General features: G+C 70.8%; 14 protein-coding genes and 1 riboswitch. Of the genes, 11 read left to right on the top strand and 3 right to left on the bottom strand.

The genetic code is table 11. The features are described 5' to 3' along the window. Nucleotides 1-123: 123 nt before the first annotated feature. From RM446_RS19005 to RM446_RS18980, 6 genes are all read left to right on the top strand, one after another. Complete coding sequence (locus RM446_RS19005) at nt 124-1,062, top strand: GlxA family transcriptional regulator (protein WP_311546704.1); 939 nt, start codon at nt 124-126, stop codon at nt 1,060-1,062. 361 nt (nt 1,063-1,423) lie between these two features. Then, entirely contained in the window at nt 1,424-1,795 is a 372-nt protein-coding gene (locus tag RM446_RS19000) for a DUF6507 family protein (protein ID WP_311546703.1), read from the top strand. Nucleotides 1,796-1,887: 92 nt separating this feature from the next. Then, the gene (locus RM446_RS18995) at nt 1,888-4,551 is read left to right on the top strand and encodes a hypothetical protein (protein ID WP_311546702.1); all 2,664 of its coding nucleotides are present in this window, start codon (nt 1,888-1,890) and stop codon (nt 4,549-4,551) included. Next, complete coding sequence (locus RM446_RS18990; protein WP_311546701.1) at nt 4,548-5,060, top strand: hypothetical protein; 513 nt, start codon at nt 4,548-4,550, stop codon at nt 5,058-5,060. The genes RM446_RS18995 and RM446_RS18990 overlap by 4 nt, the downstream gene beginning before the upstream one ends. 121 nt (nt 5,061-5,181) lie before the next feature. Then, on the top strand, nt 5,182-6,627 hold the full coding sequence (locus RM446_RS18985; protein WP_311546699.1) for a DUF6177 family protein: 1,446 nt from the start codon (nt 5,182-5,184) through the stop codon (nt 6,625-6,627). Between the two features lie 173 nt (nt 6,628-6,800). Further along, nucleotides 6,801-7,256, top strand: a complete 456-nt coding sequence (locus RM446_RS18980; protein WP_311546698.1) for a nuclear transport factor 2 family protein — start codon at nt 6,801-6,803, stop codon at nt 7,254-7,256. Nucleotides 7,257-7,369: 113 nt separating this feature from the next. Here the strand turns inward: RM446_RS18980 and otsB are convergent, their stop codons facing one another. Continuing rightward, nucleotides 7,370-8,194, bottom strand: a complete 825-nt coding sequence (otsB, locus tag RM446_RS18975; protein WP_311546697.1) for a trehalose-phosphatase — start codon at nt 8,192-8,194, stop codon at nt 7,370-7,372. A gap of 150 nt (nt 8,195-8,344) precedes the next feature. Then, complete coding sequence (locus RM446_RS18970; protein ID WP_311546696.1) at nt 8,345-8,680, bottom strand: DUF3263 domain-containing protein; 336 nt, start codon at nt 8,678-8,680, stop codon at nt 8,345-8,347. Between the two features lie 244 nt (nt 8,681-8,924). On the opposite strand from RM446_RS18970, the gene RM446_RS18965 reads away from it, so the two are divergent. Together RM446_RS18965 and RM446_RS18960 are read left to right on the top strand one after the other, a co-directional pair. Continuing rightward, nucleotides 8,925-10,229, top strand: coding sequence for a S8 family serine peptidase (locus RM446_RS18965; protein ID WP_311546695.1), 1,305 nt, complete (start codon nt 8,925-8,927; stop codon nt 10,227-10,229). 181 nt (nt 10,230-10,410) lie between these two features. Beyond that, nucleotides 10,411-11,064: a GrpB family protein gene (locus tag RM446_RS18960; RefSeq protein WP_311546694.1), complete on the top strand. Its 654-nt coding sequence runs from the start codon at nt 10,411-10,413 to the stop codon at nt 11,062-11,064. Between the two features lie 148 nt (nt 11,065-11,212). On the opposite strand, the gene RM446_RS18955 is transcribed toward RM446_RS18960, so the two are convergent. Continuing rightward, on the bottom strand, nt 11,213-12,652 hold the full coding sequence (locus RM446_RS18955) for an alpha,alpha-trehalose-phosphate synthase (UDP-forming) (RefSeq protein WP_311546740.1): 1,440 nt from the start codon (nt 12,650-12,652) through the stop codon (nt 11,213-11,215). Nucleotides 12,653-12,992: 340 nt separating this feature from the next. Further along, a riboswitch (SAM riboswitch) is annotated at nt 12,993-13,135 on the top strand. A gap of 12 nt (nt 13,136-13,147) precedes the next feature. Here RM446_RS18955 and thrC point away from each other — a divergent pair. From thrC to groL, 3 genes are all read left to right on the top strand, one after another. Further along, entirely contained in the window at nt 13,148-14,413 is a 1,266-nt protein-coding gene (thrC, locus tag RM446_RS18950) for a threonine synthase (RefSeq protein ID WP_311546693.1), read from the top strand. Nucleotides 14,414-14,473: 60 nt separating this feature from the next. Then, nucleotides 14,474-14,752 carry a MoaD/ThiS family protein gene (locus tag RM446_RS18945; RefSeq protein ID WP_311546692.1) on the top strand — a complete coding sequence of 93 codons (279 nt, stop codon included), beginning with the start codon at nt 14,474-14,476 and terminating at the stop codon, nt 14,750-14,752. Between the two features lie 352 nt (nt 14,753-15,104). Then, nucleotides 15,105-16,742, top strand: coding sequence for a chaperonin GroEL (gene groL / locus RM446_RS18940; protein ID WP_311546691.1), 1,638 nt, complete (start codon nt 15,105-15,107; stop codon nt 16,740-16,742). The last annotated feature ends 69 nt before the right edge of the window (nt 16,743-16,811 follow it).

The following is a 16,811-nucleotide window of genomic DNA, read 5'->3' as shown; positions in this document are numbered from 1 at the left end:
CGCGAACGACAGGTTCCAACGGAATAACGCCAGAAGCGTCTTATGTGCTGTGAACTGGTCGGAAGATCACCTCAGCGCCGCATGTCCGATCAGAGAGCCCCGGTGTCCGAGTATCTTCTTGCCATGCACACTGTCGCCGTTCTCGCGCTGGACCGAGTGATCCCGTTCGACCTGGCCACGCCGATCGAGACGTTCACCCGTACCCGGCTCCCCGACGGGCGGCCCGGCTATCAGATCCGCGTGTGCGCCGAGCGGCCGGAGGTCGACGCGGGTGCCTTCACCCTGCGCGCACCCTGGGGGCTGGACGGGCTCGAAGGCGCCGACACGGTCATCGTGCCCGGGACCGCCGCACCCGCCACCCCCCTGCCGTCCGCGGTGCGCGACGCGCTGCGGGCGGCGGCCGCACAGGGTACGCGTATCGCCTCCATCTGTTCGGGCACCTTCCCCCTGGCGGCGAGCGGCCTCCTCGGCGGCCTGCGCGCCACCACCCATTGGGCAGCGGCCGACGCCCTGGCAGCCGCTCACCCCGACATCGACGTCGACCCCGGCGTCCTCTACGTCGACAACGGGCAGATCCTGACCTCGGCCGGCGCCGCGGCCGGTCTCGACCTGTGCCTGCACATGATCCGCCGCGACTACGGCTCGGCGGTCGCGGCCGACGCCGCGCGGCTGTCCGTCATGCCTCTGGAGCGCGAGGGCGGGCAGTCGCAGTTCATCGTGCACGACCACGCGCCCGCTCCCCAGGGGTCGGCCCTCGAACCGCTGCTCGCCTGGCTGCAGGAGAACCTGGCCGCCGACCTGACTCTGGCCGACATCGCCGCCCGCGCCGGAACCAGCACCCGGACGCTGATCCGCCGCTTCCGCGAGCAGACCGGCACCACCCCGCTGCAGTGGCTGCACCGCGCCCGCATCCGCCAGGCCCAGCACCTGCTGGAGACCACGCGGCACTCCGTCGAGCGCATCGGCGGCCAGGTCGGCTTCGGCTCCCCGACGGCCTTTCGCGACCGCTTCAAGCGGACGACCGGTGTCAGCCCGCACACCTATCGGCGCAGCTTCGGCTGAGCGGCGTGGCCCTGCGGCCATGGGCGCAGCGGCGGGCAGCGATCACCGGGCGAGGCCTGTCCGGTTTCGGACAGTAATGGACATCACTTGACATGCGGAGATCGCAGCCCGAAACTCGGTCGCCTCCAGCCGGGACCTGCGCGTTCGCCGTTCTGCCCCGCCTCCGTGGGCATCGGAACCCGTTCGCCCCGTTCGCTGACGGTGCGGCATGATTCGGTTACGGAGGAAAGTCGTGAACCGGCGGCGACTCGGACATACGGTGCAGTGCCCCATGTGCCCCGCCCCGCCGGACGCGCCCGCCTTACGAGTAGACGGCGCCGGTCCGGCCGCCGCGGTGCCCCCCGCGCCGTGCCGGTCGGCCGTGCACGGGCGGCGACACGAAGGGAGTGGTGCTGACGTGCCGGGATGGGATCTGAAACCGGAGGAGATATCCGGTGTGCTCACCACGGTGGCCGGCCACATCGGTGACGAGGAGCAGACCGAAGGATTGAGCCTGCACTCGAAGTCGCTGGGAACCGCGCTCGACGACGCCGGCGCCGCGGCGAAGAGCGCCCCCATCGGCACGGCGCTGCAGGAGTTCTCCACGCACTGCTTCGGCCTGGTCAAAGACATGGTCGGCCTGGGATCCAGTGCGGTGAAAGGCGCCGGTGACGCCGCCATGCACTACGTCAACGGGAACCTGGACATGGCCGCCGAAGCCCAGTCCAACGCGGGAACCGTCGAGGACCCCTGACCGGCTGACACCCGCCCCGACATGCCCCGCGCCCGGCGGCGCCCCCGCGCCGGCGCGCACCCCGTCCCCGAAGCCCCCGCGAGGACAGCCGAGTGACCGACCTGATCGACCCGTCCAGCATCTCGATTCCCGAGGTCGACCCCGAGGCTCTGGAGACAGCCGCCTCCGACATCCGCAAGCAGGGCGGCAAGATCGCCCAGACCGGCCAGGACATCAAGGGCTCGTGGGCAGGGCTGGAGTCCTGCTACACCGCGCCGGAGGACGACACGCTGCTGTCCGTGGTCGACCCGGTCGCCGAGAAGGGCGACGAGGTCGACGGCGACCTGGGAGAGGTCGCCACGGCACTGGAGACCTTCGCAGAGACGGCCCGCGACCTGAAGGCGAAACTCGAAGTCGCCAAGCAGGACGCGCAGAACTTCGTCGACTCAGTCGAGGGCGACGACTCCTGGGACGACGGCGACATCCTCGGCCGCCCCAGCGACAAGGTCGCCGAACACAACGCCCTGCTCGACCGGGTCGCCACGTGGACGCACCAGTACCAGGAGGCCGAGCGCGAGTGCGCCAACAAGATCACCGGCCTGTTCAAGGGCGGCACCACCTTCATCGGTGCGGACCCGCAAGGCGGCACCGAGCCGGGCCGCAACCAGGAGGTCTACGGCACGTCGGAGGCGCTCACGGACGGCCCGACTCCGTGGGGGAATCCGCAGGGATCGGACCACTACTTCTGGACGGACTGGGGGTATGCGGGCGCCGACGTGACATTGGGCGCGGTCGAGGACGCGGGCGGCATGGTCGGCGCGCACGGCGACCAGGGGTGGTTCACCGGCGGCTGGGGCGATAACGCCGCCTCCTACTGGACCGACGCCGCCGCCGGAACCGGCGCCCTGATCGGCGTCTGGAACCCGCAGGCCGGCACTTGGACCCGGGACGGCCGCCGCCTCGGGGTGGCCGCGGAGGCCTGGAAGAGCACGGCGCACGGGATCTTCCCGTGGACGGAGTTGGGCGAGCGGCCGGGCTACGCGTTCGGGACGCTCTACACCAACGCCAGCCACGTGGCCGGCGGCGTGGCGCTGAGCATGACCGGCGTGGGCGCCGTCGCCGGTGTGCCGATGACTCTCTCGCGCGTCGCGAAGATCCTCGGCGGTGCGGGGCGCGGCGGCGGGTCGTTCGACTCGGGCGGAGGTCCGCACGTCCATGCCGACGCCGATGCCGACGCGGGCGGCTCCAGGCAGCACGGCGACGGCCGCGTGCCGGGACTGAATTCGGACGGGTCCGGCGGGAGCCCGGAGCCCTCACCGGAGATCGGTCCCGACGGCGACCTGGGCCTCTCCCGCATCGGCGACATGAACGAGTCGCTGGAAGGGCTGGAGAACGCCCAGCGCCCGTCGTCGCCGCGCTGGACCCCGCAGCCCGACCCCGCACCGGATTACGGATCGGATCCGGCATCGGAGCGGCCCGATGCGCCGGAGCCGGAGCCGGAGCCGGAGCGCCCCGCGGAGCCGGACGCGCAGGAGGGGGACCGGCCCTCGTCGTCGGCGCCGGAGCAGCAGGAGCCACCGGAAGCGCAGCGCCCCGCCGGCGCCGAGCAGCCGACCGAGCAGCAGGACCCGTCGCGCCTCGACCCCACGACGGAGGAGGTCGACGACGAGTTCGCCCAGGTGGCGCGGCGCAACGAGGATCTCGGCGACGACATGGACGCGGTCGACGACGGCCGTATGGCCGAACTCGACGGCGACGACCCGTGGAGCATCGAGGCCCTGGAGAACGCGGAAGGCGACGGCGCCCGCGGTGGCCCGGAGAGCCCCGACGAGGGTTCACGGGTGCCGGTCACGCCCGACGGAATGGAGTTGCGCCACCACGAGCCGGGCGAGGGCGGTGACGGACCCGAGGGAGACGCAACTCCCGCCGAGGTGGAGGTCGCCGATGGAAACCCCTCCGAGGATGCGGGCCTTCATTCGCGGCCGCGTCTCGGTGGTAGCGAGGGGACCCGTCCGGACCCGGTCCCGGAAGGGGCAGGCGACGATATCTCGATCCGGGGGCACGACAACGCGCCGGAACCACTGGACGATCCTCCGCTGGAGGACACTCTCATGCCGCGGGGCGACGAACGCTTTATGGGAGAGGATTATCAGGGGCGGCCGATCAAGGGTATTCGAACATTTGTCGACGCCGAAGGATACTTCTACGATGACAAGGGGAATGTTTACGCGGAGCCACCGGATTCCAGGAAAGCGTTGATTGACTATCATGAGATCCAAGAATGGGAGGGGGACACTGAAGCGATCGCCCAAAATACGGGGTACCCTAGAGATCTCCTCGACCGTGTTAAACAGCATCTCTTCTATCGGGAGCATGTCATTGCCACCGATCCGAACTCCCACAAGGTAGCCAAGTTTAGTCCGCTAATTGATATCGGTCGCCAGTGGAAGGCTGCAGCCAACGGAACGTTGGATTCCGATCCCAAAGATGCCGAAGCATTCCGGCGGCTTCTTATGCATGAGGGAACAGAGAGTGCCTATATGGAGCACGGCTATCGGTACCGCTCGACGCACCCCGATTATTACGATAATATTGGGCGCCCGAATGCGAGTCCTCGCCACTTTGGTGCGCATGATCTCGCGCTGGCTGATCACGGGCCGAATATCTTCGCATCTATGGATGACATAGGGTTGAGTCGCCCTGGCTTCGAGGTCAGGGAGGACCTCTCCAACTTGGATGAAGTGGTAGACCACGTACTGCGGGAGCTTGATCGATGAACGACTCTGTCGCCCTGCTCGCCGAGCGTATCGCGACGTTCAATTTCCCTGAAGAGAAAAGCAGGCAAAAATCCCAACTCAGTCTTCTGCATGAGTATCTCCGGCGGTTCTCTTTTTGGGTTGGCGCCTATTCGGACCTTGACTGGCCCGCGGGGGATGCTGCCGCAATGGTGAATCCGGGTGTGCGGGCTGCGCCCGAGTTGGTCGCCAAAATCAAAGACGCGATTCCGGTATATGAGCCGCCGGTGGTGGAGGAGACGTGTTTGAACGCTCTGCACTTCGAGGCACTGAGGTCTGCTGGGCAAGTAACCGCGAATCTTCCCTGTCCCTACGATCCACTTTTGCTCATGTATGAACGAGGGCATGGGTTTAAGATATCTCAGGGGTACTTCGAGGTCGGTACTTCGGGTATAAAAAAGGGTCGACCGCGGGATTTTCGTGCGGCCGACCCAATTGTCCCCCTCGATGCCGAAACCTTGGCTGCGATCGATCGGGGGGAAACTCTCTGAGTTTTCGTGGTCAGGTTATGGCGGTTGACTTCACGGAGCTTCCGGTGGAATCGATGTCGGCGGCGTCCGACGAACGCTCGTCCCGGCTCTCTCCGATCGCCGGCTCAGAAAGAGGCTCGCCATGACACACGACGTGGTCGCCCTGCTGGACCGGCGGCCGACTATGCGCGGGATGACGCGTGCGCTTGTGCAGGCCGGGCGGGCGCTCCGCGTGCGCACGGTGGCGGACGGCGCCGTCGTCGAGCTGCGGGACGACTCCGGACGGCCGGTCGCCGCCGCGCAGGCCGGGCAGCGGTTGGCTACATCGCATGAGGCCGAGCGGCTGCTCGGCTCGGGTGTCGGTGACTCCCTGCCCGCCCAACCCTGGTGGGTCGAGGCGCGCGGCGCCGAGACCGAGGCCGGTGTGCCCGATACCGCCGGGATGGTGCGGCGGTTCGCCGACTCGCTCGCCGCCGAGTTCGGGGGCCGCGTCTGGCAGGCCGAACCTCGGCTCGACCGTGACGAACCGCTGCTGACCGGGACCACCGACCACCCCGCCGTCACGCGCGCCACCGACCGCGTCGCGATCGCCGTCCAGGACCGCCCGGTCGTCCCGCTGTCCACCTGGCTGGCCGACGCCGTCGCCGCGCACGGTCGCGCCGGCCGCGGCTTCCAGCTCCTCACACCTGCCCAGACCCGCCTCACCAACGAGCTGGCCGCGCTCCTGGAGAACCCGATGGCCCGGTGGGTCGTACGGGCGCACGAGGGCGACTACTACGACGGGCACGTCGGTCTCCCGCTGACCTGGCACGAGAAGGCCGGCTTCATCGTCGACGCGTCGAAGCCCGCCGACCTCGCGCCCCACCCGCACTACCTCGGCGACGGCGCGGAGGCCGGCCAGGACGCTGCGGACCATCCGGCCGAGCATCTGCTGGTCGACCTCGACGTGCTGCACGCCGCCGACCACGACCTCCGCCTTGGCGCTGAGGTCGAACTCCTCACCCGGACCTGCGCGGGATCGGCCCCCGCCCTGTGGGGCACCGCCGAGCCCGCCCCCATGGTGTGGAACCGCGACGACGTCACGGCCCTCGCGCGGCGGCGCGCCCCTGACAACTCGCGGTTCGTGGTCCTCGGCCCGCCCGATGCCGCGCGCCCGATCTCCGGCACGTTGAGCGTCAGCCGGGTCGACGAGGGTGTGAAGGAGTCGATCACGCTCGCCGTCGCGCACCCGCCGGGCGTCCTCCCGGACCTGGATGCGGTGACCGGCCTGGTCGAGGAGCTGGCCGTCGAGGGCGAGCTGAAGGCGGTGCGCGTGCAGCGCCGACGCGGCCTCGGCGACCTCACACGCGCGCCGCATGACGGCGGCCCGTGCCTACCGGTGGGTCTGGGGCTCGGCCCCGACACCGTGCGCACGATCGGCCTGCCGCACGCCCGATCGGCCCCGGTGGAGCCGATTGAGCTCGGCCCGCGGTTCGCACCCGCGCTCTGGTACCCGCTCGGCGACGGCACCGTACCCGAGGACCGCGAACGTCTGGACGAGCTGATGGCTCATCTGCGGCCCGGCGAGACCGCCACCGCCCGGGCCTGAACACGATCCGGGCAAGGGTCAGAGCCCCTCGCACCCGGCCGAGTGCAGCAGCGAATCGCCACCGTGAACGCCGGACGTGTCACCTGAGTGCAGTCAGCGGCGAGAATGACCGCAGGGGCATGGTCGACGCAGTTTCCAGCCGACACTGCCCGCTCCGAACCTTGGAGGCAGCCATGATGTCCGGGCACGATGCCGCGAACGACGAACACGGGTCCGCGAGCCCGCCCCCCGGCCCGAACCCGCCCCGCGACCCCGACGCCCTGAAAGCCGAACTCCTGGACCTGGAGCACCAGGGCTGGCGCTCCCTGTGCGACGGAACCGGCTCCGACTTCTACGGCGCGCTGATGACCGAGGACGGTGTGATGGTCCTTGCCCACGGCGAGGCGTTCGACCGCCCGACCGTCGTCGCTTCGCTCAAGCACGCGCCCCCGTGGTCCGGCTACGCGATCACCGACGAGCGCCTCGTCGTCCTCGGCCCCGACAGTGCAGCGCTGATCTATCGGGCCCGCGCCTACCGCGACGGGGCCGAGTCCGCGTTCACCGCGCTGATGGCCAGCTGCTACACCCGCCGCGACGGGGCCTGGCGGCTCGCCCTTTACCAGCAGACCCCGATCCCGCCGCCCGCATGACCGGCGATCTTGTAGCTATCGTCACTGGAAATCGTTTTCCTTCACGATAGCTACAAGATCAACGGGGTTCGGTACCTGTGAGGCGGGCCGCGGCGCGGGCGGCCGGGCTGCGGCTACCGGCCGTCGATCGCCTCGCGCAGCGCGGCGAGCAGGTCGGCGACGCCCGGTGGCCCGTCGACGACCAGGTCGGCCCGTGCGGCCAGCTCGGCGACCTCGTCGGAGCCGCTGCACACGGTGATGCCCGGCTGACCCTTCTCGCGCAGGCGCTCAACGGTCTCGAACGCGGCCAGGTCGCCGAGGTCGTCGCCGACGTAGAGCACGGCTGCGCCGTCGCCGGCGCCGGCCGCGACGCCGGCCAGTGCGGTGCCCTTGTCCATGCCGGCGGGCCGCAGCTCGATCACGCGGCGGCCGGGTTCGACGGTGAGCCCGGCGCGCTGGGCCAGCGCGGCCAGCGGGATGCGCAGAGTCTCCAGGGCCGCGTCGGGGTCGGCGGTCCGGCGGGTGTGCACCGCCAGCGAACGGCCCTTGTCCTCGATCGCGGTGCCCTCGTGGGCCCCGGTCTTGCGGAGCAGCTCGGGCAGTTCCTCGCGGACCAGGCCGACACCGGCGGGCGGCTCGGGTGCGGTGACGCGGCCGTCCTCCCAGCGCTCCAGGCCGTAGTGGCCCAGGACCAGGATTCCGTCGACGTCAGCGAGCCCGCCGTACTCCACCGCCACCGCGGCCGGCCGCCCGGTGATGATCACCAGGCGGCCGACCAGCGGCGCTAGGCGGGAGAGTTCGGCGGTGACGCCCGGATAGGCGCGTGCGTCGGCGGGATCGGAGACGATCGGTGCCAGCGTGCCGTCGAAGTCGAACGACAGTACGGCTTCGGCGGGGCGCTGGACGATCCGGTCCAGCGCGGCCGCACCCTGCTCGGAATCGGGTGTGGGCAGAGGCATGAGCGGTCGTCTCGTTCCCGTTCGGGGTTGCGGGCGAAGGGAGTGGGCGGTGTCGTGCGGGTCGCGCCCTGACACGCCCCTCAGCAGGAGTATGCCCTCGGATTGCTCGGCGGTCGTCGTGCGTCGCCGTGCGTCGCTGAAGGTGCGTCGCTAGAGCTGGATGCCCAGTTGGCGGGCCGTGCGCTGGCGGCGGCGGTTGGCCCGCAGCCGGCGGAGCCGCTTGACGGTCATAGGGTCGAAGGCGAGGGCCTCGGGGCGGTCGACCAGCCCGTTGAGGAGCTGGTAGTAGCGCGTGGGAGAGAACCCGAACTCCTCGCGGATGGCCTGTTCCTTGGAGCCCTCCAGCTTCCACCACTGGCGCTCGAAGGCCAGGATGCGCTGTTCCCTCTCGTCGAGCTCGCGCTCCTCGCCGAAAGAAGCCGCGGGTCTCTCCGCGCCGCCGGTCTGGGTGGCGGGTTGCTGATCGAATAGCCCTGGATCTGACATTGGGCGCCTCCTCGTCCGGATTGGCGCGACTCATGGTAGCGACTCCCCGTGGAAGGTGAGGAGGCGAACAATCAGGATGGGGCCGCGGGGTAAGTGTTCCCTGTCCTCGGAGCCCTCCGCGGTCGGGCGCGCCGTGGCGGGCTCCGGCCCGCACGGGAGGCGAGCCATCCCATCTGCGCGTACGTGGAACAATGTCGCGGACACCCGCCGAGGACGGGCCACGGGAGTCGGGGCTGGGAGTTGAGTGTTGGGCGTTGCCGGCGTATCTGTGATCGGCCGCAAGCGCGCCGCGGCGCGCATGGCCGGGGCGGCCGCGTGCGCGGTCGCGCTGCTGGTTCCGCAAGCGCCTCCGGCCGCCGCGGCCGCGGCCGCCGACAGCGGTGGCGGCGGGGAGTTGCGGCCCGAGCAGTGGGGCATGGACGCCGTCGGCGCCGCTGAGGCGGCCGACCGCAACGACGGCGGCGGCGTGCTCGTCGCCCTGCTGGGCGGCGGAGTCGACGCTTCCCACCCCGACCTCGGCGACGGCTTCACCGAGGGAGACGCCTTTGCCGCCGGCTCGGGATCGGCAGGCGGCGCGACGCCCCTCGCCGGGATCATCGCCGGACGCGGCCACGGCCGGGAGTACACCGGCGGCGTCGTCGGCGTGGCACCCGGCGCGGACCTGCTGTCCGTGCGCGTGGCCGACGGCGGCGAGGCCGCACCCGACGCGCTCAACGAGGGCATCCGCTACGCCGTCGACGAGGGGGCCCAGGTGCTCCTGCTGTCGGCGGGGGCCGCGAGCGCCGAACCGGACGAGGCGGTGGCCGCCGCCCTCGGCTACGCGAACCGCAGCGGCGCCCTCGTCGTCGCCCCCGCCGGCAAGGGCGGCTCCGCCTACCCCGGCGCCTACGAGGGCGCCACGGCCGTCGGCGCCGTAGGCGAGGACCTCGCGCTCACCGCCGACTCGCCCGCGTCCGGCGTCGACCTGGTCGCCCCGGGTACCGGGATCCGCGCCCCGGAAGCGGGCGGCGGTTACACCACCGTCGGCGGCACCGCGGCGGCCGCCGCGTTCGTCGCCGGTGCCGCTGTGCTGGTGCGCGCCGAGCACCCGCAGTTGCGGCCCGCCGAGGTCGCCGACGCGCTCACCGCGGGAACCCGGGAGGGCGCTGCGGGCGCGCAGGCCCCCGGCTACGGCGCGGGCGTGCTCGACGCCCCCGCCGCCATGGAGCGGGCCGCCTCCTCCGCCGAGGGCCAGCCGCTGTTCGACGAGAGCCTGGCCGACCAGCCCCGTGAGGAGGCACCCGGGCCGCCGGTCTGGGCGCTGTGGACCGCGGGCGTGCTTCTGGCAGTGCTCGCGGGCCTCGTGGTCGTGCTGCTGTTCCGGCGCGCCGGTGCCAACCCCTACGACCTGCCGTCCCGCCGGTCCGGGCGCGAGCGCGGGCGCGGCGGCGCCGAGGGCCGGGAAAACCGGGAGGAGCGCGACGACCGCGAGCCGGCCGGCGCCGAGGCCCGCTCCGGCGGCCGGCGCGCTCCGGCGGGACGCCGCCGCGGCGGGCGCCGGCGGCGCTGAAACCCGTGCCGCGGGTCGGCGCGGTTCCGGGGCCCGGTCCGGTTCCGGTTGTCCGGTGCCCTCGCGGTCCGTGCGAGCCGTGCCGTTCAGTGACCGCGAGCAAGCTGTACGTGGCCGCTGAACAGGCGTTTTCCCCAATTGGCGCCTTGACGGAGGACGGCGGGCATAGAAGTCTGGCGGAATGTCCCCCAACGAGTCGATCGACTGGTCGCCCCGATCCCGCACACCCGACGTCCCTGCGCCCCTCCCCTCGCGGCGGGGAGGCGAAGGCGCGCAGGCGGTCGCAGGAGCGCTCGCCCCGCCGCCGCACTTCGTCGACGGCCGGGTGGTGGTCGTCGAGGCCGACCCGAAGTGGCCCTACCTGTTCCAGCGCGAAGCCGACCGGATCCGCGAGGCGCTGGGCGCCGCCGCGCTGGAGGTCGAGCACGTGGGATCCACGGCGGTCCCCGGCCTAAGCGCCAAGCCCTGCGTCGACGTGCTGCTCACCGTGCCCGACTCCGGTGACGAGGCCGCCTACCTGCCTCCGCTGGAGGCCGCGGGCTACGCGCTGTGGCACCGCGAGCCCGAAGCGGACGGCCACCGCGTGCTGCGCGGCCCGGACGTGAACACCAACGTGCACGTCTACGGGCCCGGCGCCGACGAGGCCGAGCGGCTGCGGCTGTTCCGCGACCGCCTGCGCGCCGACGCCGGAGACCGGGAGCGCTACGACCGCACCAAGCGCGAGCTGGCTCAGCGCACCTGGGGCCGCCTGGACGACTACACCGACGCCAAGGCCGCCTTGGTCGAGGAGATCATCGGGCGCGCCCGCGAGTCGGCGGCCGCGCGCGCCGAGTGACGGGAGCGGGCGCCGGCGGCCCGCGCCCCGGCCGTCGCTTCCGGCTTCCGGCTCCCCCGAGCTTCGTTGATCTTGTAGCCATCGTGATGAAAAACGATTTCCAGTGACGATGGCTACAAGATCAACGGTGATAGCCCGGACGATGCCGCTACTTCAGTGCGCTCAGCTGTTCCGCGAACCAGCGCTTGGGCGGCAGCGCGGTAGCGCTCTCGACCAGGCGTTCGCAGCGCTCGCGGCGCTCGTCCTCGGGCATCTCCAGCGCCTTGCGCAGCGCAGCCGCGGTCTGGGTGACGTCGTAGGGGTTGACCAGGATCGAGTCGGTGCCGAGCTCGTCGGCCGCACCGGCTTCGGTGGAGAGCACCAGGGCGCACCCGTCGTCGGAGAGCGCCGGAGCCTCCTTGGCCACCAGGTTCATCCCGTCTCGGATCGGGTTGATCAGCAGCACGTCGGCCATGCGGTAGGCGGCCAGCGAGCGTGGGAAGTCGTCGGTGACCTCCATGATCAGCGGGCTCCAGTCGGCCGTGGCGAACTCCTGGTTGATCTCCTTGGCCACCCGCTGCACCTGCTCGGTGTACTCGCGGTACTCCGGGACGTCTCCGCGGCTGGGGTAGGCGAAAGCCAGGTGCGTGACCCGGCCCTGCCATTCGGGGTGCTCGCGCAGCAGTTCGCGGTAGGCCTCCATGCCGCGAACGATGTTCTTGGACAGCTCGGTGCGGTCGACCCGAACGATGAGCCTGGTGTCGCCGACCCGCTCGCGCAGCGCCGTCCGCCACTCCTCGACGTCGGCCGCCGCCGCCCGCCGGCGCAGGCTGTCGGCGTCGGCGCCCAGCGCGTGCACGCCGACGTGGACCACACGCCCGCCGAACTCCACGGTGCGCCGGCTCCAGTCGACGTCGACCCGTAGGAACGTCTCGCAGCAGCGCAGGAACGCGTCGGCCCAGCGGCGGCTGAGGAAGCCGAGGTGGTCGGCGCCGAGCATGCCCTCCAGAAGCTCGCGGCCGACCTCGCCGGGCAGCATTCCGAAGTACTCCGGGGGCGCCCACGGGGTGTGCGAGAAGTGGGCGATGCGCAGGTCGGGGCGGCGCTGGCGGAGCATACGGGGCACCAGGGCCAGGTGGTAGTCCTGCACGGCCACGCGCGCGTTGTCGGCCGAGCCGGTCAGCAGCGCCTCGGCGAAGGCGGCGTTGTAGGAGCGGAAGCCCTCCCACTGGGTGCGGAACGCGGCGTCGAAGCGCGGCTTGTTGGGGGTGTCGTAGAGCATGTGGTGCACGAACCACAGCGTCGAGTTGGCCACGCGGGTGTAGGCGTCGGTGAAGGTGTCCGGCGGGATGTCGAGCATCCGCACGCGCATGCTGCCGAGGTCGAAACCGGCCAGGTCGAGCCGCCCTTCGGGGGCCCGGGCCGCGGCCGTGCGGTCGGCCTCCGTCAGGGCCGCGCACACCCACAGGGTGTCGGTCGTCTCGGCGACCGAACTCAGCCCTGACACCAGGCCGCCCCCGCCGCGCCGGTAGTCGAGGGAGCCGTCTTCGCCGATCGAGAAGGACACCGGTCCCCTGTTGGAAGCCACGAGGAGCTGCGCCTTGTCCACCTGATCGTCCACCTCTCACCTGTCACCGGAATCGCGCCGACGTCTCATTGCACTACACCGGTACCGCTGACAACAGGGCCCGCTGCGCGAAGGTGTCATAGGTCTCGCCTTCCCGGGCCCCGCGCAAACCCGCCGGTTCGGGGCTCCGGAGGGATAGCGCGCCGAAACCGGCGCCGGCGCGCGCGGCGCCGCAGGTACGGGCGCCGCTACCCCGGCGCTCCGGCGTCAGGCGTGTTACCCGGATCACTCTCCATGGAAATTCGGGCGAAACGTGAGCTACAGTGGCATGCGGATTCCGCTGCGCCCCGGGCGCCCAACTGCGGATCCGACAACTTCATATTGCTCATCCAGAGGGGTGGAGGGACCGGCCCTGCGAAGCCCCGGCAACCATCTCGGTTTGCGCGACTCGCGATCCTGCGAGGCGGCCGAGGCAGGTGCCAACTCCGGCCTGGGGCCAGATCGGTCAGCCAGGAAAGATGAGGGGAGACGCCTCGCATGGCGATTACCGCCACGGAAACGGACACGCCCTCCGCCCGCGCCTTCGGCCCCGCCGCCGCGCTGTCCTGTCGCGAATGCGGCCAACGCTACGACCTCGCCCCCAGCTTCGCCTGCGAGTTCTGTTTCGGGCCTCTTGAGGTGGCCTACGAGTTCGGCGAGGTCACCCGCGAGGCCATCGCGCGCGGTCCGAACAACATCTGGCGCTACGCCGACCTCCTTCCGGTTCCGGGCAACGTCGCCGAGCTGCCCAACATGAACCCCGGCCTGACGCCGCTGGTGCGCGCCGACCGGCTGGCCGCTGAGCTGGGTATGCGCTCGCTGCACGTCAAGGACGACTCCGCCAACCCCACCCACTCCTTCAAGGACCGGGTGGTGGCCATGGCCGTCGAGGCCGCACGCACCTTCGGATTCCGCACCCTCTCCTGCTCCTCCACCGGCAACCTGGCCGGCGCGGTCGGCGCCGCCTCGGCCCGCGCCGGGTTCCGCTCGTGCGTGTTCATCCCGGCGGGCCTGGAAGAGGGAAAGATCGTCATGGCGGCCGTCTACGGCGGCAAGGTCGTGGCCATCGACGGCACCTACGACGACGTGAACCGCTTCTGCTCGGAGCTGATCGGCGACCCGGCCGGCGAGGACTGGGGCTTCGTCAACGTCAACCTGCGGCCCTACTACGCCGAGGGCTCCAAGACCCTGGCCTATGAGATCGCCGAGCAGCTGGGCTGGCGGCTGCCCGAGCAGATCATCGTCCCCATCGCCTCGGGCTCCCAGCTCACCAAGATCGACAAGGGTTTCCGCGAGCTGATCGAGCTGGGGCTGGTGCAGGACCGCCCCTACAAGGTCTTCGGCGCCCAGGCCGCGGGCTGCTCCCCGGTGGCCGCCGCCTACGAGCAGGGCCACGACGTCATCCAGCCGGTCAAGCCCGACACCATCGCCAAGTCGCTGGCGATCGGCAACCCCGCCGACGGCCCCTACGTCCTCGACGTCTGCCGCCGCACCGGCGGCGCGGTCGCCCGCGTCGACGACGCGGCGGTGGTCGACTCCATCTCGCTGCTCGCCCGTACCGAGGGCGTCTTCGCCGAGACCGCCGGCGGCGTCACCACCGGGGTGCTGCGCAAGCTGCTGGACGAGGGCACCCTCGACCCCCGTGCCGAGACCGTCGTGCTCAACACCGGCGACGGCCTGAAGACCCTGAACGCCGTCGAGGCCGGGGTCACCGCGACCATCAAGCCCTCCCTGGACGTGTTCAAGGAGGCCGGGCTTCTCTAGAGCGCCCGGACAACCCCCGCAACCGCCGGCCGGCGAGCGAGTCAAGGAGATACCGCAGTCATGAGCGTCAGTGTCCGCGTCCCGACCATCCTGCGCACCTACACCAAGGACGAGGCCGAGGTCAGCGCCGAAGGCGAGACCGTGCAGGCCGTGCTGTCCGACCTGGAGGCCAAGTACCCCGGAATCAAGGCGCGCATCGTCGACGACGCCGGGAAGATCCGCCGCTTCGTCAACGTCTACGTCGGCGACGAGGACGTGCGGTTCGCCCAGGGACTGGACACCCCGACCGCGTCGGGCACCCAGGTCTCGATCATCCCGGCCGTGGCCGGAGGCTGCTGACCCCCGGCCCCCGACGGTCCCGACCCCCGACGCGCCAGGCCGCGCAGTCGGCCCAGCCCGCGCCCCGCCGCCCCCGAGGGCGGGGCGCGGGCTTTTCCACTTGCGGCCACGAGGCGTCATTGACCTGCGGGTAACGCCGCAGCGAAGTCTGGTTAGGGCATTTGCACTCGCATAGGGGGAGTGCTAATAATGGGGTCGCTGGCACTCTGGCATCCTGAGTGCTAAACCCTGGTTCGAGGCGATGAGGCCGAGGTCCCCGGCAGCGGGGTTGCCGGAAGTACCACGGTCGTCCGTCGCGGGCATCGGCTCGTACCTTCGCGTATCAGCCCGGTCTCGGGAGGACAAGAAGTCTATGGCAGCCAAACTGATCGCGTTCGACGAAGAGGCCCGCCGCGGCCTTGAGCGCGGCATGAACCAGCTCGCTGACGCCGTGAAGGTGACGCTCGGCCCCAAGGGCCGCAATGTCGTGCTGGAAAAGAAGTGGGGCGCCCCCACCATCACCAACGACGGCGTCTCCATCGCCAAGGAGATCGAGCTCGAGGACCCGTGGGAGAAGATCGGCGCCGAGCTCGTCAAGGAGGTCGCCAAGAAGACCGACGACGTCGCCGGTGACGGCACCACCACCGCCACCGTGCTCGCTCAGGCCATGGTGCGCGAGGGCCTGCGCAACGTCGCGGCGGGCGCCAGCCCGGTCGGCCTGAAGCGCGGCATCGAGTCCGCCGTCTCCCGCATCAGCGAGGAGCTGGCCAACCTGTCCAAGGAGGTCGAGACCAAGGAGCAGATCGCCTCCACCGCCTCGATCTCGGCGGGCGGCGACGTCCAGATCGGCGACGCCATCGCCGAGGCCATGGACAAGGTCGGCAAGGAAGGCGTCATCACCGTCGAGGAGGGGCAGACCTTCGGGCTGGAGCTGGAGCTCGCCGAGGGCATGCGCTTCGACAAGGGCTACATCTCGCCCTACTTCGCCACCGACCTGGAGCGCATGGAGACGGTGCTTGAGGACCCCTACATCCTCATCGCCAACCAGAAGATCTCCAACAACAACGAGTTCCTGCCGGTCGTCGAGAAGGTCCTGCAGGCCGGCCGTCCGCTGATGATCATCGCGGAGGACCTTGAGGGCGGCGCGCTGCAGACGCTGATCGTCAACAAGATCCGCGGCAACTTCAAGTCCGTCGCCGTCAAGGCCCCGGGCTTCGGCGACCGCCGCAAGGCGCAGCTGGAGGACATCGCGGTCCTGACCGGCGGCCAGGTCATCACCGAAGAGGTGGGCCTGAAGCTGGAGAACACCGAGCTGGACATGCTCGGCCGCGCCCGCAAGGTCGTCGTCACCAAGGACGAGACCACCATCGTGGACGGCTCCGGCGACGCCTCCAACATCTCCGGCCGGGTCAACGAGATCCGCAACGAGATCGAGCGCACCGATTCCGACTACGACCGCGAGAAGCTGCAGGAGCGCCTGGCCCGCCTGGCCGGCGGCGTCGCGGTCATCAAGGCCGGTGCCGCCACCGAGGTGGAGCTCAAGGAGCGCAAGCACCGCATCGAGGACGCGGTGCGCAACGCCAAGGCCGCTGTCGAGGAGGGCATCCTGCCCGGCGGTGGTGTGGCCCTGCTGCAGGCCGGCGTCCCGGTCTTCGAGAAGCTGGACCTGCAGGGCGACGAGTCCATCGGCGCCGACATCGTCCGCCGTGCGATCGAGGAGCCGCTGAAGCAGATCGCGATCAACTCCGGCCTTGAGGGCGGGGTCGTCGCGGAGAAGGTGAAGAACATGGAGGCCGGCGTCGGCCTGAACGCCGCCACGGGCGAGTACACCGACCTGTTCAAGGACGGCGTCATCGACCCGACCAAGGTCACCCGCTCCGCTCTGCAGAACGCGGCCTCCATCGCCGGGCTGTTCCTGACGACCGAGGCCGTCATCGCCGAGAAGCCGGAGAAGGCGTCGGCTGCCGGCGGGGGCGACCCCACGGGCGGTATGGGCGGCATGGACTTCTAAGGCCTCTCGGCCAGAGGTCGGCGAGTCCGGTACGCGAGCTCAGCCACCTGCGACGATCGGGCGGTCCCC

This window comes from Streptomonospora wellingtoniae, assembly GCF_031845375.1.
In the GTDB taxonomy this organism is placed as follows: domain Bacteria; phylum Actinomycetota; class Actinomycetes; order Streptosporangiales; family Streptosporangiaceae; genus Streptomonospora; species Streptomonospora wellingtoniae.
The sequence above is the reverse complement of the archived record's forward strand: the minus strand, read 5'-3'. Positions and strand labels throughout refer to the sequence as shown.

Bases quoted from the DNA above. Each gene is read 5' to 3' on its own strand.
- RM446_RS18960 (WP_311546694.1), top strand. From the start codon at position 10,411: ATGTCCCCCAACGAGTCGATCGACTGGTCGCCCCGATCCCGCACACCC.
- thrC (WP_311546693.1), top strand. From the start codon at position 13,148: ATGGCGATTACCGCCACGGAAACGGACACGCCCTCCGCCCGCGCCTTC.
- RM446_RS18985 (WP_311546699.1), top strand. From the start codon at position 5,182: ATGACACACGACGTGGTCGCCCTGCTGGACCGGCGGCCGACTATGCGC.
- RM446_RS19005 (WP_311546704.1), top strand. From the start codon at position 124: ATGCACACTGTCGCCGTTCTCGCGCTGGACCGAGTGATCCCGTTCGAC.
- otsB (WP_311546697.1), bottom strand. From the start codon at position 8,194: ATGCCTCTGCCCACACCCGATTCCGAGCAGGGTGCGGCCGCGCTGGAC.
- RM446_RS18945 (WP_311546692.1), top strand. From the start codon at position 14,474: ATGAGCGTCAGTGTCCGCGTCCCGACCATCCTGCGCACCTACACCAAG.
- RM446_RS18980 (WP_311546698.1), top strand. From the start codon at position 6,801: ATGATGTCCGGGCACGATGCCGCGAACGACGAACACGGGTCCGCGAGC.
- RM446_RS18970 (WP_311546696.1), bottom strand. From the start codon at position 8,680: ATGTCAGATCCAGGGCTATTCGATCAGCAACCCGCCACCCAGACCGGC.
- groL (WP_311546691.1), top strand. From the start codon at position 15,105: ATGGCAGCCAAACTGATCGCGTTCGACGAAGAGGCCCGCCGCGGCCTT.
- RM446_RS18990 (WP_311546701.1), top strand. From the start codon at position 4,548: ATGAACGACTCTGTCGCCCTGCTCGCCGAGCGTATCGCGACGTTCAAT.